Here is a 22,396-nt window from a genome sequence, read left to right as displayed (position 1 = left end):
GTAATACGTGGCAAAAACAGCAAAACTGGCGTTTGTATGTAATGAGTGCGGTGCTGATTACCCGCGTTGGCAGGGGCAGTGCAGCGCCTGTCACGCCTGGAACGGCATTACTGAAGTGCGTTTTGCGGCGCTGCCTTCCTCCTCCCGCAACGAACGCCTAAGCGGCTATGCTGGCAACGCTGGCATGAGCAAATTACAGAAACTGTCTGACATCAGCCTAGAAGCGTTACCGTGTTTCACCACGGGCTTTCTTGAGTTTGATCGGGTACTGGGCGGTGGCGTGGTACCTGGCAGTGCCATTTTGATCGGTGGCAACCCCGGTGCTGGTAAAAGTACCTTACTGTTGCAAGTGCTGTGCAAACTGTCCGAACAGATGAAAACCCTGTACGTTACTGGCGAAGAGTCGCTACAGCAGGTAGCGATGCGCGCCCACCGTCTAGGGCTGCCGACTCGTGGCTTGAATATGCTATCGGAAACCAGCATCGAGCAGATCTGCCTGGTCGCTGAGCAGGAACAGCTGAAGCTAATGGTGATCGACTCGATCCAAGTTATGCACATGGCAGACATTAAGTCTTCGCCTGGGAGCGTGGCGCAATTACGTGAAACTGCCGCCTATCTGACACGCTTTGCCAAAACGCTTGGCGTAGCTATCGTGATGGTCGGCCACGTCACTAAGGACGGCTCGCTAGCTGGGCCGAAGGTACTGGAGCACTGCATCGACTGCTCGGTGTTGCTGGATGGCGATGCCGATTCCCGCTTCCGTACTTTGCGCAGCCATAAGAACCGCTTTGGAGCGGTCAATGAGCTAGGTGTCTTCGCTATGACAGAACAGGGTCTGCGTGAAGTTAGCAACCCCTCGGCCATTTTCCTCAGTCGCGGCGAAGCGGTGACCTCCGGCAGCTCGGTGATGGTCGTTTGGGAAGGCACCCGGCCACTACTGGTGGAGATCCAAGCGCTGGTGGATCACTCCATGATGTCCAACCCGCGCCGGGTAGCGGTTGGGCTAGAGCAGAACCGGCTGGCGATCCTGCTGGCGGTGCTGCATCGTCACGGTGGGCTACAAATGTCCGATCAGGACGTATTCGTCAACGTGGTCGGTGGTGTGAAGGTCACTGAGACCAGCGCTGATCTGGCACTGCTAATATCGCTAGTGTCTAGCTTGCGCGATCTGCCATTGCCAAAGGATCTGGTGGTGTTTGGCGAAGTGGGCTTGGCGGGGGAGATCCGCCCGGTGCCGAGCGGCCAGGAGCGTATTTCCGAAGCGGCCAAACACGGCTTTAAACGCGCTATCGTACCGCACGCCAATGTGCCTAAGAAACCGCCGACCAATATGCAGGTGTTCGGCGTGAAGAAATTGGCAGAGGCGCTGGAGGTGTTGGATGCATTTTATTAACTGTGGAATGTGCTATTTTTAGCATACTACTAACCCGAAATGATTCGGATTACAGCCAGGTGGCAACGCAGTGACAAATTGGTCTGGAACCGATTTGAACCGCGCCTACGCTGTGCCGCAGGCTAAATCTCAGGGATGAAGTTCATCAATCCCAAGGCGCTGACATCGTTAAGTCACTGGGGGGAGCGAAGAAAGCCAACGTCCATGCAACCTGAAGTATGGCGGGCATAAACAGGGGGGCATATGCCGCAGTTTGATTACCTAAAGGCTGCCATTAAACAGAAAGGCTGTACTCTGCATCAAGTGGCCGATGCTAGCGGCATGACCAAAGGTTATCTTAGCCAACTGTTGAACGGTAAAATCAAAAGCCCAAGCGCCCAAAAACTGCAAGCGCTGCATCGCTTTCTTGGGTTGGCATACCTACGGCGGGAAAAAAAAACTGGCGTAGTGTTTGGTAAATTTTACCCGCTACACACAGGCCATATTTACCTGATCCAACGTGCTTGCAGCCAAGTGGATGAATTGCACGTTATGCTGTGCCACGACGAACCGCGCGATCGCGTACTGTTTGAAAACAGCTCAATGTCGCAGCAGCCCACAGTTAGTGATCGCTTGCGCTGGTTATTGCAGACCTTCAAATATCAGAAAAACATCCATATTCACTCATTCGGTGAACAGGGGATTGAGCCTTATCCTCACGGTTGGGATCTGTGGAGCAACGCCATAAAAGCCTTTATTGCTGAGAAGGGCATAGTGCCGAGCTTTATCTTCTCTAGCGAATTACAGGATGCCCCGTGTTACCGCAAGTATTTGGGTACTGAAACCATTCTTATCGATCCTGAGCGTTCATTTATGAACATCAGCGGTAGCCGAATCCGCCAAGATCCCTTCCGTTACTGGGATTACATCCCAACCGAAGTCAAACCGTTCTTTGTGCGCACCGTGGCGATCCTCGGCGGTGAATCGAGCGGCAAATCGACCCTGGTAAATAAACTGGCGAACATTTTCAACACCACCAGCGCCTGGGAATATGGCCGCGACTATGTGTTCTCGCACCTCGGTGGTGACGAAATGGCGTTACAGTATTCCGACTATGACAAGATAGCCCTCGGCCAGGCGCAATACGTTGATTTTGCGGTGAAGTACGCCAATAAGGTCGCGTTTATCGACACCGACTTTGTCACCACCCAGGCGTTCTGTAAAAAGTATGAAGGGCGCGAGCACCCGTTCGTGCAGGCTCTGATCGACGAGTACCGCTTTGACCTGGTGATCCTGCTGGAAAACAACACCCCCTGGGTTGCGGACGGTTTGCGCAGCCTCGGCGATCCGGCCGAGCGCAGGGCGTTCCAGCACCTGTTGGAAACTATGCTGTGCGCTAATAACATCGACTATGTGCATGTTGAGTCCAGTGATTACGACACACGTTTCCTGCGCTGTGTTGACCTGGTCAAACAACTGCTAGCGATGCCGGAACATCAACCTATCATTGGTTGAGACATCCTAGGTGCTATCACAGTGGCAGAAACGGCGATCCGCTTGGCTCTTTGGCACAGGGTTGAATTAACGTTCCCGCGCACTGAACCAGGTTAATCTTTTCGTGGCTTTGTTGAATAAATCGGATTTGGAATAAAGAGTCCCGTGAATGGGCATATTTCAGGCAACGCGTAGACTTTCGGCATACCGGGGCGTTTTTGAATAAATCGAACATTTGGCCGGGACGAGGATCAGATCACTCTCCTTCTGTCAAAATAGCGACATTCCGTGGCCCAGCAAAAGTTCAACATCAGCAACTGGAAGGCTTACAACAACGCCCTTATCACTCGGGGTTCACTCACTTTCTCGGTGGATGAAACGGCACTTCACGCCTGGTACTGCGAGGCAAAACTTTCTCTGCGTGGTCGCACACCACATTATTCCGATATGGCAATGACCAGCGTAATGGCAATCACCAGCGTATTGATGCTGAAACGGATTTTCGGCCTGACACTTCGCGCCCTCCAGGGCTTTGTCGACTCCATTGTCACACTGATCAAAGTGCCGTTGAACTACCCGGACGACACCTGCATCAGTAAGCGGGCAAAGTCCGGCCATGTCCCGTTTAAAACCCCAACGCCGGGTGAAATTGCGCACCTCGTTATCGAACTCTAGCGGGCTCAACGTGTTGGGTGAAGCGGAGTGGATGGCAAAAAACACGGTCAGGAAAAACGGCGGATCTGGCGAAAACTGCATTTGGCCGTAGATACAGAAACACATGAGGTCATCTGTACTGACCTTTCCTTAAGCAATGTCACCGATACCGCAGCCTTCCCAGGTCTCATCCGCCAGAGGTACCGTAAAATCAAAGTCGCCTCGGCGGATCGGGCTTAGGATACGCGAGTGTGTGATGATGAGTTAAGGGGCAAGAAGCTCAAGGCGTTAATACCGCCCAGCAGCGGAGCCCGGTATTGGTCGGCAGACTATGCAGAGCGAAATCAAGCGGTGGCGAACCGGCGCGTTACCGGAGACAACACACGGTAGAAAAGTATCACAGGCTACCACCGACGTTCGATAGCGGCAACAGCGAGGTACAGAGTAAAACAGCTATTTGGTGGTCACCTGTCGCTGCGAGATTATGATGGGCAAGTTGCAGAGGCGCTGGCCATGATCTGTGCATTAAACAAAATGCCGCTCACCGGTATGCCAGAAAGTGTACGCCTTGCCTGAAAGCTGCCCATTCACGGGACTATTTATTCCAAATCCGATTTATTCAACAAAGCCTACAAACGCAATAAAGTTCTATCTTGCTCCTATATTTGACCTGCGTATTCTTTGTCGCTAAGTTAGACGTCCACTGGACGCTTTCTGGACGAGCAGACGTCTCGTTATGTTTATGCAATCACTTAAGACACTCTCTTAAAAACAAGTCATACACCACTTGTCAAAACCGTCACGAGCAGCCATTAACGGAGGGCGAAAAACCGATTGGCGGGTTAACTTGCTGATTGGATTTCTGCCTGAAGTTGATAAGCCCCCTCGTAGCAGGTTGTGGGAGTCATACAGAACCTGGGGAGGTTCACTCAATATGTTGTACGATGAATCCCAAGAAAGGGATAACTGTGGTTTCGGCCTGATCGCCCATATAGAAGGCGACCCTAGCCACAAAGTGGTACGTACCGCCATTCATGCGCTTGCTCGTATGCAGCACCGTGGCGCAGTCCTGTCTGACGGTAAGACGGGCGATGGTTGCGGCCTATTGTTGCAAAAGCCTGATCGTTTATTCCGCATGGTGGCGCGAGAGTGCGGCTGGCATTTAGCCAAAAACTATGCCGTTGGCATGATGTTCCTTAGCCAAAATGAAGAGAAAGCTTGCACTAGCCGCCACATCGTGGAAGAAGAACTGCAAAAGGAAACACTGTCGATCGTCGGCTGGCGTCAAGTGCCGACCAACCCGGACGTGCTGGGTGAGATCGCGCGCGCTTCTCTGCCACGCATTGAACAAATTTTTGTCAATGCACCAGCGGGCTGGCGTTCGCGCGATGTAGAGCGCCGCCTGTTTATGGCGCGCCGCCGCATTGAAAAGCGCATCCAGGACAAAAACTTCTACGTTTGTAGTTTCTCCAAGTTGGTGATGATCTATAAAGGGCTGTGCATGCCTAAAGATCTTCCGCGTTTCTATCTTGATTTGGCGGATCTGCGGCTGGAATCAGCCATCTGCCTATTCCACCAGCGTTTTTCTACCAACACTGTACCGCGCTGGCCGCTGGCGCAGCCGTTCCGCTATCTGGCACATAACGGCGAGATCAACACCATTACTGGCAACCGCCAATGGGCGCGCGCGCGCACCTATAAATTCCAGACACCGCTGATCCCGGATTTGCACGCTGCAGCGCCTTTCATCAACGAAACCGGCTCCGACTCTAGTTCGCTAGACAACATGCTGGAGCTGTTGCTTGCGGGCGGCATGGATCTGATCCGTGCCATGCGTTTGCTGGTGCCGCCAGCCTGGCAGAACAACCCAGACATGGACAGCGAACTGCGTGCTTTTTTCGATTTTAATTCAATGCACATGGAGCCGTGGGATGGCCCGGCTGGTATCGTGATGTCCGATGGCCGCTATGCCGCCTGCAACCTTGACCGCAACGGCCTGCGCCCAGCACGCTATGTGATCACCAAAGACAAGCTGATCACCTGCGCCTCTGAAGTCGGCATCTGGGATTACCAGCCAGATGAGGTCGTGGAGAAAGGCCGCGTCGGCCCAGGTGAACTGATGGTGATCGATACCCGCTGTGGCCGCATCTTGCACTCCGCCGAGACCGATGAAGATCTGAAAAACCGCCACCCATATAAAGCGTGGATGGAGAAAAACGTTAGGTACCTGATGCCGTTCGAAAACTTGCCGGACGATCAGATCGGTAGCCGCGAACTTGACGACGTGCAGCTCGAAGCCTACCAGAAGCAGTTCGGCTACAGCCGTGAAGAGCTGGATCAAGTGATCCGCGTGCTGGGCGAGAACGGCCAAGAAGCCACAGGTTCGATGGGTGATGATACCCCGTTTGCAGTGCTCTCAAGCCGCCCGCGCATCATCTATGATTATTTCCGCCAGCAGTTCGCGCAGGTCACCAACCCGCCGATCGATCCGTTGCGTGAAGCTCACGTCATGTCGCTGGCGACCTGCATCGGCCGCGAAATGAACGTGTTCTGTGAAGCCGAAGGCCAGGCGCACCGCCTGAGTTTCAAATCGCCGATTCTGCTTTACGACGATTTCCAACAGCTCACCACACTGGAAGGCGAATATTACCGTGCCGACACCCTCGATCTCACCTTCGATCCGGCTGAACAGGATCTGGAGCAGACCCTCCGCGCACTGTGCAACGAAGCGGAATGTAAAGTGCGCGATGGCACAGTGCTGTTGGTGTTATCCGACCGCGCCATCGCTCCCCAGCGCCTGCCAGTACCCGCGCCGATGGCGGTCGGTGCCATCCAGACCCGTTTGGTGGAAAAAAGCCTGCGTTGCGATGCCAACATAATCGTTGAAACCGCCAGCGCCCGCGATCCACACCACTTCGCGGTGCTGCTCGGCTTCGGTGCCACCGCTATCTACCCGTATCTGGCCTATGAAACCTTAGCCAAGCTGGTAGACAACCAGGCGATCGACAAACAGTATCGCGAGGTGATACTGAACTATAGCAACGGCATTCACAAAGGCTTGTACAAGATCATGTCCAAAATGGGCATCTCGACCATCGCCTCTTATCGCTGCTCCAAGCTGTTTGAAGCCGTTGGTCTACACCGCGATCTGACTAACCTGTGCTTCCAAGGCGTGGTCAGCCGTATCGGGGGGGCCAGCTTTAGCGACTTCCAACAAGATTTGCAGAAACTATCTAAACGCGCTTGGCTAAAACGCATTCCGCTGGAACAAGGCGGGCTGCTGAAGTTCGTGCATGGCGGTGAGTACCATGCCTATAATCCTGATGTGGTGAGCATGCTGCAAAATGCGGTGCATAGCGGCAAATACAGCGATTATCAGGCTTACGCCACGCTGGTGAACCAACGCCCGGTCGCCATGCTGCGCGATCTGCTGACCATCACGCCGCAGGGTGAAGCTATCCCGGTCGATCAGGTGGAACCGGCAGAGTTGCTGTTTAAACGCTTCGACACCGCAGCGATGTCGATCGGTGCCCTTAGCCCTGAAGCGCACGAGTCACTGGCGATCGCCATGAACGGGCTTGGCGGCTTCTCCAACTCTGGCGAAGGTGGCGAAGACCCAGCGCGATACGGCACTGACAAAGTTTCGCGCATCAAGCAGGTGGCTTCCGGGCGCTTTGGCGTGACGCCAACTTACCTGATCAACGCCGATGTGATCCAAATTAAGGTGGCGCAAGGTGCCAAACCAGGTGAAGGCGGCCAACTGCCAGGAGATAAAGTTACTCCCTATATCGCCAAACTACGTTATTCGGTACCGGGCGTAACCCTAATTTCCCCACCGCCGCATCACGATATCTATTCAATCGAAGACCTGGCTCAGTTGATCTTCGACCTCAAACAGGTGAACCCGCAGGCGGTGATCTCGGTGAAACTAGTTTCCGCACCGGGCGTTGGCACCATCGCCACCGGCGTGGCGAAAGCCTATGCCGACCTGATCACAATCGCCGGTTACGATGGTGGCACCGGTGCCAGCCCGCTGTCCTCGGTAAAATATGCTGGTTGTCCGTTGGAACTGGGCTTGGTGGAAACCCAGCAGGCGCTGGTGGCCAACGGCCTACGGCACAAAATCCGCCTACAGGTAGACGGCGGTTTGAAAACCGGCGTGGACATCGTCAAAGCGGCGATCCTCGGCGCAGAAAGCTTCGGCTTTGGCACCGGCCCGATGGTAGCGCTGGGCTGTAAATATTTGCGCATCTGCCATCTGAACAACTGCGCGACCGGTGTGGCGACCCAAGATGATAGATTGCGCCGCGATCACTACCACGGCCTGCCAGTACGCGTAGCCAATTACTTCCAGTTTATCGCGCGGGAAACCCGTGAGATCATGGCACAGCTCGGCGTCAGCCAGTTGGTTGATTTGATTGGTCGCAGTGAGTTCCTAACCGAAATAGACGGCATCTCTGCCAAGCAGAACAAACTGGATTTATCACCATTGCTAAAAACCGTCACCCCGCACCCAGGCAAGGCGCTGTACTGTACCGAGGGAAGCAACCCGCCATTTGACAAAGGTCTGCTAAATAAAGCATTGCTGGCGCAGGCAAAGCCGTATCTCGACGAAAAACGCAGTAAAACATTCTACTTTGATATCTGCAACACTGACCGCTCCGTGGGGGCCACGCTGTCCGGTGCCATCGCCACCCTACATGGCGATCAGGGTATGGCGACTGCTCCGATCAAAGTGTATTTCTCTGGTACCGCTGGCCAGAGCTTCGGAGTATGGAATGCCGTCGGCGTTGAGCTGACACTAACCGGCGATGCCAACGACTACGTTGGCAAAGGCATGGCTGGCGGCAGCATCGCGGTACGCCCACCGTTCGGCTCCTCGTTCCGCAGCCATGAGGCCAGCATTATCGGCAACACCTGTCTGTATGGTGCCACTGGCGGTAAATTGTTTGCTGCAGGCCGCGCAGGCGAACGTTTCGCAGTACGCAACTCCGGTGCCATTACTGTGGTGGAAGGCATCGGCGATAATGGCTGTGAATACATGACCGGTGGCATCGTCTGCGTGCTGGGCAACACCGGCATCAACTTTGGCGCAGGTATGACCAGTGGTTTTGCATATGTTCTGGATGAAGACGGCGAGTTTCGTCAGCGCGTCAATCCAGAACTGGTGGAAGTGCTCGACGTCGACCCACTGGCTATTCTCCATGAGCACCTACGCGGCCTGATCACCGAGCATGTGCAGGCAACCGGTTCTTCCCGTGCGGAACAGATCTTGACCAACTGGCCGGAATGGCGGCCGAAGTTCGCTCTAGTTAAGCCGAAGTCCAGTGATGTCAAAGCATTGTTAGATCACCGTAGTCGTTCCACAGCCGAACTGCGGGTTCAGGCGCAGTAATGAGGTAGGTATTAATGAGTCAGAATATTTATCAATTTATCGACTTACAGCGTGTTGATCCACCAAAGAAACCGCTAAAGATCCGCAAAATTGAATTTATAGAGATTTACGAACCTTTTTCAGTCACCCAAGCAAAAGCTCAGGCGGATCGCTGTCTGTCCTGCGGTAACCCTTATTGCGAATGGAAATGCCCGGTTCACAATTATATTCCAAACTGGCTAAAGCTGGCATACGAAGGTCGCATCATGGAGGCGGCAGATCTGGCGCATCAGACCAACAGCCTGCCAGAAGTGTGTGGCCGTGTCTGCCCGCAGGATCGCCTGTGTGAAGTGGCCTGCACCCTGAACGACGAGTTTGGCGCAGTCACCATCGGCAACATTGAGCGCTATATAAGCGATAAAGCGCTCGAAATGGGCTGGAAACCGGATATGTCCCACATACAGCCGAACTACAAACGTGTGGCGATCATCGGTGCCGGTCCCGCAGGTCTTGCCTGCGCCGATGTGCTGACCCGCAACGGTATCAAAGCGGTGGTATATGATCGTCATCCAGAGATCGGCGGCCTGCTGACTTTCGGTATCCCGGCCTTCAAGTTGGAAAAAGCAGTGATGATAAAGCGTCATGGCATCTTCAGCGAGATGGGCATCGAGTTCCAACTGAATACCGAGGTGGGTAAGGACGTCAGCATGGAAACACTACTCAACGAGTTTGATGCGGTGTTTCTGGGCGTTGGCACTTATCAGTCGATGCGCGGTGGGCTGGAAAATGAAACAGCGCCAGGCGTGTACGACGCGCTGCCGTTCCTGATCTCCAACACCAAGCAACTGATGGGCTATAACACCGAACCACACCAGCCGTATTTCAGCATGGCAGGCAAACGCGTAGTGGTGCTGGGCGGCGGCGACACCGCAATGGACTGCGTGCGCACCGCAATCCGTCAAGGTGCTACACAGGTCACATGTGCCTACCGCCGCAACGAGGCCAACATGCCGGGCTCCAATCGCGAAGTGAAAAATGCCCGCGATGAAGGGGGAGAATTCAAATTCAACGTGCAGCCACTAAGCATTGAACTCAACAGCGCCGGACGCGTTGCCGGGGTGAAAATGGTGTATACCCGACTGGGCGCACCAGAAGCTCATGGCCGCCAGATGGCGGAACAGGTACCAGGCTCCGAACACATAATCGACGCCGATGCGGTGGTGATGGCATTCGGTTTCCGTCCGCACCAGATGGATTGGCTGTCGGCGCACGATGTGCAGTTTGACAAGCAAGGTCGCATTCTGGTGGCGGAAAACACTCTCCACGCCTTCCAAACCAGCAACGCAAAAATTTTCGCCGGTGGCGACGCGGTGCGCGGTTCAGATTTGGTAGTAACGGCGATTGCCGAAGGACGCAAAGCGGCCGAGGGCATTATCAACTATCTGGACGTATAATCCCACTATCCCTTGCTTAAAGGCTCGGCATGCCGAGCCTTTTGTTTCTCCATGGCTGACGCCACTGCGCGATAGTATCCAGTCGGGGCATGACAGCACTGAATGGCGAGGACTTCCCAGGCAATAAAAATAAAAAAGGTACCGCATGTAGTACCTTTTCGTTTGCGGCGACATATTTATTTAACCACGCGCAGTGACGGGCGGCGGCCACCCGATGGCGGCGGTTCGTCGCAATGACTCGTCTCTGGGTGGTTAATGTCAACCACCGATATCAGGCTTTCCACAGGGTTAGTCTTATTGTCCAGACTTTCAATAGTACCTTCTACTGCGTAGGCAGCCTCCGGTTCGAATAGACTACCCGCGCCGTTCTCACGCGCATAAATCGCCTGCACAGCAGCCATCGGTACCGAAACCTGACGCGGCATACCGCCGAATCGCGCGTTGAAGCGCACTTCGTCATCGCTTAGTTCCAGATTGCCGACTGCGTGCGGCGCGATGTTCAATACAATCTGACCATCGCGAGCAAACTCCATCGGCACCTGAATACCAGGGCAAGTAACATCTATTACCAGGTGCGGCGTCAATTGGTTATCAAGCAGCCAATCATATAATGCCCGCAGCAGGTACGGACGGCGCGGAGTCATATGAGAGATGTCCATAATACTTAGCCCCGAGTCTATAGACGCATTTCGCGCTCGGCTTCAGTCAGAGAAGCCAGGAACGCATCACGTTCGAACACGCGGGTCATGTAGCCTTTAAGTTCTTTGGAGCTAGCACCGCTCAGTTCAATGCCCAACTGCGGCAAGCGCCACAGCAGCGGGGCCAAGTAGCAATCCACCAGGCTGAACTCTTCACTCATAAAGTAGGACGTTTGGCCAAAGATCGGTGCGATCGCCAGCAGTTCTTCGCGCAGTTGGCGACGAGCGGATTCCGCTTCCTGGCCGCTGCTCTGCTCAATATTGTTCATCAGCGAGTACCAGTTTTTCTCAATACGTAGCATCATTAACCGGCTTTCACCGCGAGCGACCGGGTAAACTGGCATCAGTGGCGGGTGTGGGAAACGCTCATCAAGGTATTCCATAATGATGCGGGATTCATACAGGGTCAGTTCGCGATCGACCAGTGTCGGTAATGTTTGGTAAGGATTGAGGTCAATTAAATCCTGCGGCAGGTTATCCATCTCGACCTGCTCAATCTCGACGCTGATACCTTTCTCCGCGAGTACGATACGTACTTGATGGCTAAAAATGTCGGTCGGGCCAGAGAACAGTGTCATTACCGAACGTTTGTTGGCAGCGACAACCATGAGAACCTCCAAGTTATTTAAAAATACTGCGGATAGCTAGCTCACATTCATCTTCATCTTTCACACCACATACCGGCAGCCCGCAATCAACCTGGCCATAAAACCGACCTAGGAGGTAAACTGACGGCAAACAGGTGCAAAAGTGGGGGGGAAGTTTACCAGATTCTGCTTGTTTTATGGGAGCCACGCGACAATTTTATTTTTTGATATTACAAGAATTTTAGTAGGGATAGGCCTATTTTGACGCATAAAAACCCGGTGCAGCGAACTGCACCTGATTTTGCGCAACCCACACTGCTGAAGCAGTAAAGATTAACGCTTGGAGAACTGAGGACGACGACGTGCTTTGCGCAGGCCAACTTTCTTACGTTCAACCTGACGCGCGTCACGAGTGACGAAGCCAGCCTTACGTAGTTCAGAACGCAGAGTTTCGTCATACTCCATCAGTGCACGGGTGATACCGTGACGGATAGCACCGGCTTGACCGGAGATACCACCGCCTTTAACGGTGATGTACAGATCCAATTTACCTGCCATGTCAACCAGTTCCAGCGGCTGACGAACGACCATACGGGCAGTTTCGCGACCGAAGTACTGTTCCAGGCTGCGCTGGTTGATAACGATGTTACCGTTTCCCGGCTTGATGAAGACGCGAGCTGCGGAGCTTTTGCGGCGACCAGTGCCGTAGTATTGATTTTCAGCCATTGCCATTAATCCCGATTAAATGTCCAGAAATTGCGGTTGCTGTGCCGCGTGATGATGCTTAGTACCCGCGTAAACTTTCAGTTTACGGAACATGGCACGACCCAGCGGACCCTTTGGCAGCATGCCTTTAACCGCGATTTCAATCACGCGCTCAGGACGGCGGGCAATCATCTCTTCAAAGGTCGCTTGCTTGATACCACCGATATGACCAGTGTGACGGTAGTAAACTTTATCTGTACGCTTGTTGCCAGTTACAGCAACTTTATCTGCATTCAGAACGATGATGTAATCACCGGTATCCACATGCGGGGTGTATTCCGCTTTATGCTTGCCGCGCAGGCGACGAGCCAGTTCGGTAGCGAGACGGCCTAAAGTTTTACCATCTGCATCAACAACATGCCAGTCGCGTTTTACGGTTTCTGGTTTAGCTGTAAAAGTTTTCATTAGAAAGCTTACCCAATAATTAGTTACACGTTGGTGGACACCCAAACGCTCGAAAAAAGTTGAGGCTCACACGACCATACAAGTCCAGCAAACCTATCCCTTCGAATAGCCATTTGCCGACACTATAAAAGTTTTGGGAAAAAACTTTGTTGTAACGTGGGGTAGAAATATTATAGAGAAGTCGATCACAAAGATCGAATAGTTTTTGAATGGATTTTTTTATCCCCTGGACAACGCACAGCTACCGGCGCGTACATCGAGCACGTGAAGGGTGGCGAGCAACATGACCCACAGATATCCCGTTAAGTTAAATTTATCGCAGGTGCGGCAGCTTGAGATACTCCTCACTCTGCATCTCCTGCAAACGCGATAGGCAGCGTTGATATTCAAACTTCAACTGTTCCCCTTGGTAGATCTCAAACATTGAAGCCTCAGCAGCGATCACCAGTTTAACGTGGCGCTCATAGAATTCATCCACCAGCGCCAAGAAGCGACGGGCGGTGTTTTCTTTTCTCGGCCCCATCACTTGCACATTGTAAAGGATCACACTACGGTACCGACGCGATAACACAATATAGTCCAACTGGCTACGCGCTTCCTCACACAGGGTATGGAAATCCACCGCCAGCACTCCATCCACTACGCGGATCGCCTGCAAAGGCCGATGATTGACCTGCAACATCCGTGCCTCTTCCCCAGCCTTGCCCGCCAGCGTGATAAACATTCTATCCAGAGTCTCTCGCGTCTGCGCATTAAGTGGCATCAAATACAGTTGTGCCTGCGTTAGGGTTCGCAGGCGGTAGTCGATGCCGGCGTCGATGTTTATCACGTCGCAGTACTCATTAATCAGATCGATAGCAGGCAAGAAGCGCGCCCGCTGTAAACCATTGCGATACAGAGAATCTGGCTTAATATTGGAGGTGGCTACCAACGTAATGCCACGCGCGAACAATGCCTGTAACAACGTGCCCAGCAGCATGGCATCAGTGATGTCGGAGACGAAGAATTCGTCAAAGCACAGCACATCAGTTTGCAACTTGAACCCATTGGCAATGCTTTCCAGCGGGTTTTCCTGCCCTTGTAACTCGGTCAATTGTTCGTGCACACGTAGCATAAAGCGGTGGAAATGCAGTCGTAGTTTGCGATCCCCCGGCAGGCTGTGAAAGAACATATCCATCAGCCAGGTTTTACCACGCCCGACACCGCCCCACATATACAGCCCCTGTATCGTGCGTTGTTGGGCCGTTTCACTGCTTTTCCCCAACCAGCGGCTGAGTTTACTACCCAGCCAGCCGGTTGGCATGCTCACCGCTGGTGCTTGTTGCAGCGCCTGGTAAATACGCTCCAATTGAGCAACAGCCTGGCGTTGCACCTCATCGGCCTGATATTTCCCCGTATTCAGCGCCTGCTGGTAACAGGATAGCGGTGATTGTGCCTGCATCTATTCTATGTTCCCTATGAACGTGATCCCCCGCACTTTTTGAACTGCCACGGATTGAAATTATTCGGACATAAGAAATTATTTAGCCAAAATTGGCAGGGAATTGAGGCTATTTCGCGCTATTATCGCCACAAATTCCCGATCCGGGTAATGCTAAAAGAACCTGCAAATACGCTTAAGAATTCCACTCGGACAAGGTTAACGGTTATAGTGGATATTATTAAGTGAAAAATCCCTTCGGAACAACGAAGTCACAAAAGGAGTCATTATGACCTGGGAGTATGCGCTGGTTGGTTTAGTGGTCGGCATCGTCATCGGTGCGGTTGCGATGCGTTTTGGCAATCGTAAACTACGTCAACAACAAGTTTTGCAGCACGAACTGGATAAGAGCAAAACCGAGCTGGAAAAATACCGCCAGGAAATGGTCGGTCACTTTGCATACAGCGCAGAGTTGCTCGATAACACAGCGCGCGATTACCGCCAGTTGTATCAACATATGGCAAAGAGCTCCAACAACTTGCTGCCTGACTTGCCAAACCAGGAAAACCCGTTCCGCTATCAGTTGACCGAAGCTGAAGCAGACAATGATCAAGCACCGGTAGAAATACCGCGTGACTATTCAGAAGGCGCATCTGGCCTGTTGCGTGGCCAAGTACCCCGTCGTGACTAAGCTTCTTACCCATGTAACTTGGCTAGGGGTTTCGCCCTTTGCCTACCGCGTTCTTTTCTTATCATCATGATAGAATGATGCAATAATTTATTGAACTTTTTATACAAATTATTGGTCTTATACCTCGCGTTCGCGTTCGCGTTCGCGTTCGCGTTCGCGTTGATCGGCGATCGGTGCTGTTGTGGCTTCATTCATATTTATCGGCAGGTATTGAGAGAGTTATTATCAATGAAGAAAAAATCTTTAATTCTTAGTGCATTGGCCATAAGCATTGGCCTGATACTCACTTCCTTACCGGTAGCCAGCGCAGCAATGCCCGTTGTTGTGCAGGGCCAGCCGCTGCCAAGCTTGGCACCCATGCTGGAAAAAGTGTTGCCCGCCGTGGTCAGCGTGCACGTTGAAGGCACTCAAGTGCAATATCAGCCGCAGTTGCCTAAAGAATTAAAACGTTTCTTTGGCCACGATTTTCCTGATCAACGCCCCAGTTCTCGCTCGTTTGAAGGGTTAGGCTCTGGCGTAATCATCAATGCCGCCAAAGGCTACGTACTGACCAATAATCACGTTATCAACAATGCCGACAAAATCTACATACAGCTAAATGATGGCCGTGAGCTGGATGCCAAACTGGTTGGCCGCGATGAACAATCCGATATCGCCCTACTGCAACTTAGTGAGGTAAAAAACCTGACCGCCATTAAAATGGCGGATTCCGATCAGCTGCGCGTTGGCGACTTCGCCGTGGCCGTCGGCAACCCATTTGGCCTAGGTCAGACCGCCACCTCCGGCATCATCTCAGCTCTGGGCCGCAGCGGTCTGAATTTGGAAGGCCTGGAGAACTTTATCCAGACTGATGCCTCAATCAACCGTGGTAACTCTGGCGGCGCGCTGGTTAACCTCAACGGCGAGCTGATCGGCATAAATACTGCCATTTTGGCACCAAGCGGCGGCAACGTCGGTATCGGCTTCGCCATTCCAAGCAACATGGCGCAAAACCTCAGCCAACAGTTGATCGAATTCGGCCAAGTGAAGCGCAGTATGTTAGGCATCAAAGGCAGCGAAATGACACCTGACATGGCCACAGTCTTCAATACTGATGCCCAGCGTGGTGCCTTTGTCAGCGAAGTGCTGCCAAAATCCGCCGCCGCTAAGGCCGGTATCAAGGCTGGCGACATACTGGTTTCTATTGATGGCAAGCCAGTCAGCAGTTTCGCCGAGCTACGCGCTAAAGTTGGCACTACCACACCGGGTAAAACGATCAAAATAGGCCTACTGCGAGATGGCAAATCCCAGGAGGTCTCGGTCACGCTAGACAATAATGAAAGTTCTTCAACCAACGCTGAAACGTTGTCACCGGCGTTGCTGGGGGTTTCCCTCAGCAATGGCACACTGCCGAGCGGCGAGCAGGGCGTTAAGGTAGATAACATCGATCAAAGTTCAATAGCAGCGCGGATCGGCCTAAAAAAAGGCGATATGATCATTGGTGCCAACCGCCAGCGCGTTGACAACATCATAGCGTTGCGCAAGATACTGGAGGCCAAGCCGCCGATCATGGCGCTCAATGTCGTACGTGGCAACGAGCGTATTTATTTGCTACTGCGATAATGTGTTTAAAAACCGGGTGCGGTAGCATTCTGCGCTCGGTTAACTCATGTTATCCTCCGTCTCCGTGCATCATTAACTTCATCCATTAAAACGCCATGTTTGCTAAGCTGCTGCGTTCTGTCGTTATTGGTCTTATCGTTGCTGGTCTGCTGCTGGTCGCGCTGCCTATGCTGCGTTCTTCCCACAGCCTATTTGCAGAAAAGCCTGAGAATACCAGCGACGAAACACAGTTGAGCTACAATAAGGCGGTGCGCCGTGCCGCGCCTTCGGTGGTGAATATTAATAATCGCAACTTAAGCGGTACCGCCAATATGCTGTCGTTGGGTTCAGTCGTGATCATGAACGAACTCGGCTATATCATCACCAATCGCCACGTGATCAAGGATGCACAGCAGATTACTGTGGTGCTACAGGATGGCCGCTACGATGAAGCTCTGCTGGTCGGCTCCGACAGATTAACCGATCTGGCGGGGTTGAAGATCGACCCTGGCAATTTACCGATGATTCCGATCAACAACACCCGTATCGCCCACGTTGGTGACGTGGTGTTGGCGATTTGTAACCCCTACAACCTTGGGAAAACGGTCACCCAAGGCATTCTCAGCGCCACTGGCCGCCAGACTTTTCTGCAAACCGATGCCTAGATTAACCGTGGCAATGCCGTTGGCGCGTTGGTGAACTCAGTGGGCGAACTGATCGGCATCAATACCTTGACCTTCGACAAAATCACCGATAACGAAATGCCGGAAGGTCTCGGCTTCGCCATTCCGATCAAACTGGCCACTAAAATTTATGGGTAAGCTGATCCGCGATGGCCGCGTCATTTGAGGTTACCTCGGTATCCAGGGCACAGAGATTATCCCGTTGCGCTCGTCCAATTCCGGCATCGAGCGCCTACAAGGCATTATTGTCACCGAGATCACGCCAAACGGCCCAGCGGGCAACTCTGGCTTTCAACTCAATGACATTATTATCAACGTGGACAACAAACCTGCGGTGTCGGTGCTGGAGAGCATGGATCAAGTAGCGGAGATCCGGCCGGGTACCGAAATCCCGGTAATAGTGCTGCGTAATAGTCAGCGCATCCCCCTTAAGATGACGGTAGGTCAATATCCCGAAGACAGTAATTAAAAAACTGCGTCCGCTTTATTTCCATCGTCGATGGTTATTTTCAAATAGTTAATATTTCCTTGCATAAAATTATTGTGTGTATCGTCGGCTGACAGGAAAATATTGATATCCTCCCCGTCCTTTAGGCCGGGGAGGATGTCAATGGGCCATTTATCAGAGATGCAAAAAATGACATAAAATCATAATCTTATTTTTTGATCACTTGATACATAAAGGTATCGTAGTAGCCGATCGGTCAGCGCGCTCTTTGGCTTATTTCTTTAGAGATCATGATCAAGATAAGCTACATAGAATAGGGCGGGGGAGGATGTCAAGCCGCTCGAAACCCGTTTAACGGTTACATCCAGTACCGATCACACAAGGCACAATGAATATGCATATCAAAAAACAAGATAAAATCACTCATCTTGGCAGTCACTCGGACTATCCAGATCACTATGCTCCAGCGTTACTCGAAGCCCTGCCCCGCGCTCATGGTAGGGATCTGATCGGTGTGAATGAACATAACCTGCCGTCCAGTGGCTTCGATCTGTGGACTGCTTTCGAACTTTCCTGGCTCAACGCCAAAGGCAAACCGGTGGTGGGGGTAGGGGAATTTACCTTACCACACTACTCCACCAACTTGATCGAATCTAAATCTTTCAAGTTGTACCTTAACAGTTTTAATCAAACGCGTTTCGACAGTGTGGAAACGGTGAACACCGTGATGCAAAAAGATCTGTCGCAGGCGGTCAACGGCTTGGTCGGGGTTAAACTCTATCCGGGGATGGATAGCTATTCAACGCAGATCGATCATCTACCGGGTGTCAATATTGATGATCTGGATATCGCCATTGATGACTATGCTTTCAAACCGGAATATCTGCACGGTGCGGCCAGCGCACAGGCAGAATGGGTAACAGAGACGCTATCCTCCAATCTGTTAAAGTCCAACTGCCCGGTAACTCATCAACCGGATTGGGGTAGCGTGGTCATTCACTACCAAGGCCGGGAAATCGATCGCGAGCGCCTGCTGCGCTACCTGATCTCATTTCGCCAACATAACGAATTCCACGAGCAGTGCGTCGAGCGTATCTTCAACGACATCAAGCAATACTGCCAGCCGGAGAAACTCAGCGTTTTCGCCCGCTATACCCGCCGTGGCGGTTTGGACATCAACCCCTTCCGTAGCGACTTCGAAGCAGTGCCGGTTCTCGGTCGCTTGGTCAGGCAATAAATCGTTCCGTCCATGCTGCCGCAAGGATGTAATGGTCAACTAATTTTGACTACGCGACCTGACTGTTCGTAGAACAGTCGCTCAGATTCATTTGGCGTTAAGCCGCCTATATACCCGTGGGGGCGAAAAACGCTGTAGTACCCCGTGATATAGTGGATTATGGATGATTGTGCTTTTGCCAGACTCCCGTAGCCCGTCGTCGGTACCCATTCACTCTTCAGACTGCGGAAGAACCGCGCCATCGGGCTGTTATCCCAGCAGTCACCCCTGCGGCTCGCACTCTGTATTATCCGCTAGCGCCACAACATCTGGCGATACTTACGGCGGGTATAGTGGCTACCCTGATCACTATGGAACATCACACCCTCAGGGCGACCACGTAGTCCCCAAGCCATCTGGAGAGCCTTGGCAGTAACCGCCGATGCTGATTTGGTGTGCAGGGCTTTGCGTAATGCTCTGGAAACGCGACAACGTAATGGCGGCTGTTGTTTCATTCGGAGCAGGGTAGTCAGTATAAAAGCTACAAATATAGAAAGTTACTCTGGCGATAGGGTGTGATGCAAAGTATGAGTCGCATAGGGAACTGTCTGGACAATTCGCCAATGGAAAGAGTCTTTCACAGTCTCAAAAGCGAATGGCTACCCAAAAGAGGTTATGTTGATTTTTGTCATGCGGTACGTGATATCAACGACTGGATAAACCGTTATTAAAATGTTTTTCGTCCTAACACAAAAAATGGTGGCGTACCCACCTTGCGTATATGAAGAACGGTGGAAACAAGCTATCCCGGTGTCCTGATTTTGTGATCCACTACAGTGTAATTCTGGTCGAGAACCCGTTTTGCAGTCTCGAGTGGCTTTGTTGAATAAATCAGGCGATAGCCTTGCTTGCTCATAGATGTCATCAGTGTGTGAATGCCATCCAAAGCAGACTTATCTTTAATGTTTGATGTTTTTGGGTGAAGATTGTGCCGCTCTGACGCTGTATACAGCTCATTGAAGCGACACCTGAACCGCCTTATAGCCTAGGTACTTTCCATGCCCACTAGCCCGACTTTCAGGTAACCTGCTTTTACGCAAGGTGTCCATCACGCTCATCAGCGTTTCATAGTCCACGCTCTTGTCTGCCTGGAAGAAAATGGTGGTTTCTTTGTTCGCCTGAGTGCGTTGATCCAGTACCAACAACAATTGATCAACATTGACCGGCTGATCGCCGACATAGAGCTGTTTATCCGCTTTCACCGATAGAAACACTGGTTTCTCTAGCCGTAGCAGTGGTTTGGCGGAAGATGCTGGCAAGTCGACGCGAATATCCACCGTTGCTAGCGGCGCGGCCACGATAAAGATGATCAACAGCACCAACATCCCGTAGATAAACGGCGTCACGTTGATTTCATGCAGTTCGCCATTGTCGTCCAGACCTTCATTTAAGCGCACATGTCACGGCTGTAGGCTGCTAGGCAGCGCTCAAGACGGAAACAAGCGCGTTCCTTAATGCCGCTGTTGTCGTTGGATTTTGCTGACAGCGCTAGCTCGTTCTGCGCATCGTTTAGCAACATTGCACTAATACTTTGTTCCGAGAAACTCTGCGCCAGCTCGGATGCTTTATCCAACAAACGCACCTCAGCCAATACCCACTGCTCGCGGAGCAGGCGGCGCTTGGCACGGAACAGCTCGCTGCCTTTGGTGAACAAAATAGCCCAGGTAACGATAGACGCCAGCACCAGGCCAATCATCACCACTTTCACAACGATATCGGCGTGTTGGTACATGCCCCAGACAGAAAGATCCATGTTAGCGGTTGCTGGTGGCTGAATAGTTGGCGCTGGATCCAGAGGAGTAGCGGAGTGATGTTCTCTGGCACGGAACCCGGAACAATGCTTTCGGTAACGGTGGGAGGTGTTACTGGTGCAGCCTGTACGCTACCTACTAGCACAATCACCAATACCGTTGAAGCGATCAGAGCGTGGCCGAAAGCCTTACCCCGTTGTCCTCGACCCATGCTGGGCGAACCTTGATTTAAACTCTTGCCAGCCGTTTTCACGCTGTGCTTCCAAACTTGTTACCGATCGAAATGAAAGAATTATCAGCGTGCTGATCATATCAAACCAATCAGGGATTGATAGTAGTTCTCATTATTATTTACTAAATAATCTGGAAAATTTCAGCAACGTTGAACAGCGGATTATAGCTAGCACATTACTAGATGTTAAAACGTCTGGATGGCTATTGTGTGACGTGCTAACGTTAAGAGTGAGTACAAAAGGGCAGCGTGCAGCAACCACCAGTGGGTCAAGTATCATGACGTCAAAACATATCGAAACTACGCTTATCGGCGCTGGCCGCAGCAAACGCTACACCCAGGGGGCCGTGAATCCCATTACCCAACGCGCCTCCTCATTGGTTTTTAGAACCGTGGCAGCTAAGAAGCACGCCACTGCCAACCGCGCCCACGGCGAGTTATTCTATGGCCGCCGTGGCACCCTGACGCACTTTGCCTTACAGGATGCGATGGTGGAACTGGAGGGCGGCAGTTGTTGTGTGCTCTATCCTTGCAGAGCTGCGGCGGTTTCCAACGCCATCTTGTCTTTCGTTGGTGCCGGTGATCACTTGCTGATGATCGGCTCTGCCTACGAACCCACGCAAGACTTTTGCACCCATATTCTTGGCTGCATGAAGGTGGCCACGACCTATTTCGATCCGCTGATCGGCGTTGGTATCACCGAACTGATCCAGCCCAACACGCGCGTAGTGTTTCTTGAATCTCCCGGTTCTATCACTATGGAAGTACAGGATATTCCTGCTATGGTACAGGCCATTCATGCCATGGCACCGGAGGTGGTGATCATGATCGACAATACCTGGGCGACGGGTGCGCTGTTCAAAGCATTAGATTTCGATCTTGATATTTCCATCCAGTCAAGCACCAAATACATTATCGGCTACGCTTATTACATGCTCGGCACCGCCGTTGCCAACGCGCGTTGTTGGAATCCACTGAGTGAATATTCCTATCTGATGGGGCAAATGGTGGGTGCAGCTCAAGCAGCATGGGCAGAGTAGTAGAGCAGTATTGAAGTCGCCAATTGGCTGACTGGTCGGCCTGAGGTCGCTGTGATCAATGATCCGGCACTGCTTAGCTGAAAGGCCATGAGTTCTACCTCTGCGACTTCAGAGGCTGCAATGGCTTGTTTTCCTTAGTGCTTAAAGATCGCCTGAATGAGAGACAATTAGCCGCCTATCTCGATAACTTCAGCCACTTTAGTATGGCTTACTCCTGGGTGGAGGGAGGTATGAGTCGTTGATCTTGATCAATTAGCCAGAGAAGTTGGCGGCAGTCCGTCCGGCGGGCGGTGTCGATTTTTCTGGTACTTTGGTGCGCGTACATATCGGCCTTGAAAACGTTGACGACCTAATCGCCGATCTGGCGGCGGGTTTCGAACGCATCGCCAATGCGCGCTGACTGGCTGGCCGATTACTCAAAGCCAACTTTATTCATCTTTTTTAAGGTCTGCGTGAGTTATTAGCAGTACA

At 52.2% G+C, this 22,396-nt stretch carries 14 protein-coding genes and 7 pseudogenes; 13 read left to right on the top strand and 8 right to left on the bottom strand.

What is annotated here, in order from left to right; translation table 11 throughout:
- The first annotated feature begins 7 nt into the window (after positions 1–7).
- The 7 genes and pseudogenes from radA (at position 8) to AACL06_RS09125 (ending at position 10,348) form a co-directional block, all read left to right on the top strand.
- Positions 8–1,393: a DNA repair protein RadA gene (gene radA / locus AACL06_RS09155; protein WP_339036932.1), complete on the top strand. Its 1,386-nt coding sequence runs from the start codon at positions 8–10 to the stop codon at positions 1,391–1,393.
- Positions 1,394–1,636: 243 nt separating this feature from the next.
- Positions 1,637–2,887, top strand: a complete 1,251-nt coding sequence (nadR, locus tag AACL06_RS09150; RefSeq protein WP_339036930.1) for a multifunctional transcriptional regulator/nicotinamide-nucleotide adenylyltransferase/ribosylnicotinamide kinase NadR — start codon at positions 1,637–1,639, stop codon at positions 2,885–2,887.
- A gap of 197 nt (positions 2,888–3,084) precedes the next feature.
- Positions 3,085–3,243, top strand: coding sequence for a hypothetical protein (locus AACL06_RS09145; RefSeq protein ID WP_339036929.1), 159 nt, complete (start codon positions 3,085–3,087; stop codon positions 3,241–3,243).
- Positions 3,176–4,096, top strand: a pseudogene (locus AACL06_RS09140) (IS5 family transposase). The gene AACL06_RS09145 and the pseudogene AACL06_RS09140 overlap by 68 nt, the downstream one beginning before the upstream one ends.
- Positions 4,080–4,211: a hypothetical protein gene (locus AACL06_RS09135; RefSeq protein WP_339036927.1), complete on the top strand. Its 132-nt coding sequence runs from the start codon at positions 4,080–4,082 to the stop codon at positions 4,209–4,211. Before AACL06_RS09140 ends, AACL06_RS09135 begins: the two are co-directional and overlap by 17 nt.
- Positions 4,212–4,454: 243 nt before the next feature.
- Positions 4,455–8,915, top strand: a complete 4,461-nt coding sequence (gene gltB / locus AACL06_RS09130) for a glutamate synthase large subunit (protein ID WP_339036925.1) — start codon at positions 4,455–4,457, stop codon at positions 8,913–8,915.
- Between the two features lie 14 nt (positions 8,916–8,929).
- Positions 8,930–10,348 carry an FAD-dependent oxidoreductase gene (locus AACL06_RS09125; RefSeq protein ID WP_339036923.1) on the top strand — a complete coding sequence of 473 codons (1,419 nt, stop codon included), beginning with the start codon at positions 8,930–8,932 and terminating at the stop codon, positions 10,346–10,348.
- 176 nt (positions 10,349–10,524) lie between these two features.
- Here the strand turns inward: AACL06_RS09125 and sspB are convergent, their stop codons facing one another.
- From sspB to zapE, 5 genes are all read right to left on the bottom strand, one after another.
- Positions 10,525–11,007, bottom strand: coding sequence for a ClpXP protease specificity-enhancing factor (sspB, locus tag AACL06_RS09120; RefSeq protein WP_339036921.1), 483 nt, complete (start codon positions 11,005–11,007; stop codon positions 10,525–10,527).
- Positions 11,008–11,024: 17 nt separating this feature from the next.
- Positions 11,025–11,654 carry a stringent starvation protein SspA gene (gene sspA / locus AACL06_RS09115; protein ID WP_339036919.1) on the bottom strand — a complete coding sequence of 210 codons (630 nt, stop codon included), beginning with the start codon at positions 11,652–11,654 and terminating at the stop codon, positions 11,025–11,027.
- A gap of 312 nt (positions 11,655–11,966) precedes the next feature.
- A complete protein-coding gene (rpsI, locus tag AACL06_RS09110) occupies positions 11,967–12,359 on the bottom strand; it encodes a 30S ribosomal protein S9 (RefSeq protein ID WP_339036916.1) in 393 nt (130 codons plus the stop codon).
- A gap of 15 nt (positions 12,360–12,374) precedes the next feature.
- Positions 12,375–12,803, bottom strand: coding sequence for a 50S ribosomal protein L13 (gene rplM / locus AACL06_RS09105; RefSeq protein ID WP_339036915.1), 429 nt, complete (start codon positions 12,801–12,803; stop codon positions 12,375–12,377).
- 313 nt (positions 12,804–13,116) lie between these two features.
- A complete protein-coding gene (gene zapE / locus AACL06_RS09100; protein ID WP_339036914.1) occupies positions 13,117–14,244 on the bottom strand; it encodes a cell division protein ZapE in 1,128 nt (375 codons plus the stop codon).
- 268 nt (positions 14,245–14,512) lie between these two features.
- Between zapE and zapG the strand changes: the two genes are divergently transcribed.
- The 4 genes and pseudogenes from zapG to queF all read left to right on the top strand — a co-directional run bounded on the left by zapG (position 14,513) and on the right by queF (position 18,863).
- On the top strand, positions 14,513–14,914 hold the full coding sequence (gene zapG / locus AACL06_RS09095) for a Z-ring associated protein ZapG (RefSeq protein ID WP_339036911.1): 402 nt from the start codon (positions 14,513–14,515) through the stop codon (positions 14,912–14,914).
- A gap of 228 nt (positions 14,915–15,142) precedes the next feature.
- A complete protein-coding gene (gene degQ, locus AACL06_RS09090) occupies positions 15,143–16,516 on the top strand; it encodes a serine endoprotease DegQ (RefSeq protein WP_339036909.1) in 1,374 nt (457 codons plus the stop codon).
- Positions 16,517–16,611: 95 nt separating this feature from the next.
- A pseudogene (gene degS / locus AACL06_RS09085) lies at positions 16,612–17,647 on the top strand (outer membrane-stress sensor serine endopeptidase DegS).
- Positions 17,648–18,020: 373 nt separating this feature from the next.
- The gene (gene queF, locus AACL06_RS09080) at positions 18,021–18,863 is read left to right on the top strand and encodes an NADPH-dependent 7-cyano-7-deazaguanine reductase QueF (RefSeq protein WP_339036907.1); all 843 of its coding nucleotides are present in this window, start codon (positions 18,021–18,023) and stop codon (positions 18,861–18,863) included.
- A 35-nt stretch (positions 18,864–18,898) separates the two neighbouring features.
- Here the strand turns inward: queF and AACL06_RS09075 are convergent.
- Positions 18,899–19,285 (bottom strand): annotated as a pseudogene (locus tag AACL06_RS09075) (integrase core domain-containing protein); the annotation flags it as partial.
- Here AACL06_RS09075 and AACL06_RS09070 point away from each other — a divergent pair.
- Positions 19,257–19,661 (top strand): annotated as a pseudogene (locus AACL06_RS09070) (DDE-type integrase/transposase/recombinase); the annotation flags it as partial. The pseudogenes AACL06_RS09075 and AACL06_RS09070 overlap by 29 nt on opposite strands.
- A 226-nt stretch (positions 19,662–19,887) precedes the next feature.
- Here the strand turns inward: AACL06_RS09070 and exbD are convergent.
- Together exbD and AACL06_RS09060 are read right to left on the bottom strand one after the other, a co-directional pair.
- Positions 19,888–20,299, bottom strand: a pseudogene (gene exbD / locus AACL06_RS09065) (TonB system transport protein ExbD).
- A pseudogene (locus AACL06_RS09060) lies at positions 20,299–20,906 on the bottom strand (flagellar motor protein MotA); the annotation flags it as partial. The pseudogenes AACL06_RS09060 and exbD, both read right to left, overlap by 1 nt.
- Before the next feature lie 257 nt (positions 20,907–21,163).
- Between AACL06_RS09060 and metC the strand changes: the two are divergent.
- Positions 21,164–22,325 (top strand): annotated as a pseudogene (metC, locus tag AACL06_RS09055) (cystathionine beta-lyase).
- The last annotated feature ends 71 nt before the right edge of the window (positions 22,326–22,396 follow it).

Origin of the sequence: Serratia symbiotica (Periphyllus acericola) (assembly GCF_964019515.1) — a bacterium.
In the GTDB taxonomy this organism is placed as follows: domain Bacteria; phylum Pseudomonadota; class Gammaproteobacteria; order Enterobacterales; family Enterobacteriaceae; genus Serratia; species Serratia symbiotica_D.
Note: the sequence above shows the minus strand (reverse complement) of the source record. Positions and strands in the feature narration are given on the sequence as shown.

What these genes read in the sequence shown, in the direction of transcription:
- degQ (WP_339036909.1), top strand. Translation starts at nt 15,143, where the DNA reads ATGAAGAAAAAATCTTTAATTCTTAGTGCATTGGCCATAAGCATTGGC.
- queF (WP_339036907.1), top strand. Translation starts at nt 18,021, where the DNA reads ATGCATATCAAAAAACAAGATAAAATCACTCATCTTGGCAGTCACTCG.
- zapG (WP_339036911.1), top strand. Translation starts at nt 14,513, where the DNA reads ATGACCTGGGAGTATGCGCTGGTTGGTTTAGTGGTCGGCATCGTCATC.
- nadR (WP_339036930.1), top strand. Translation starts at nt 1,637, where the DNA reads ATGCCGCAGTTTGATTACCTAAAGGCTGCCATTAAACAGAAAGGCTGT.
- AACL06_RS09125 (WP_339036923.1), top strand. Translation starts at nt 8,930, where the DNA reads ATGAGTCAGAATATTTATCAATTTATCGACTTACAGCGTGTTGATCCA.
- gltB (WP_339036925.1), top strand. Translation starts at nt 4,455, where the DNA reads ATGTTGTACGATGAATCCCAAGAAAGGGATAACTGTGGTTTCGGCCTG.
- zapE (WP_339036914.1), bottom strand. Translation starts at nt 14,244, where the DNA reads ATGCAGGCACAATCACCGCTATCCTGTTACCAGCAGGCGCTGAATACG.
- sspA (WP_339036919.1), bottom strand. Translation starts at nt 11,654, where the DNA reads ATGGTTGTCGCTGCCAACAAACGTTCGGTAATGACACTGTTCTCTGGC.
- rplM (WP_339036915.1), bottom strand. Translation starts at nt 12,803, where the DNA reads ATGAAAACTTTTACAGCTAAACCAGAAACCGTAAAACGCGACTGGCAT.
- sspB (WP_339036921.1), bottom strand. Translation starts at nt 11,007, where the DNA reads ATGGACATCTCTCATATGACTCCGCGCCGTCCGTACCTGCTGCGGGCA.
- rpsI (WP_339036916.1), bottom strand. Translation starts at nt 12,359, where the DNA reads ATGGCTGAAAATCAATACTACGGCACTGGTCGCCGCAAAAGCTCCGCA.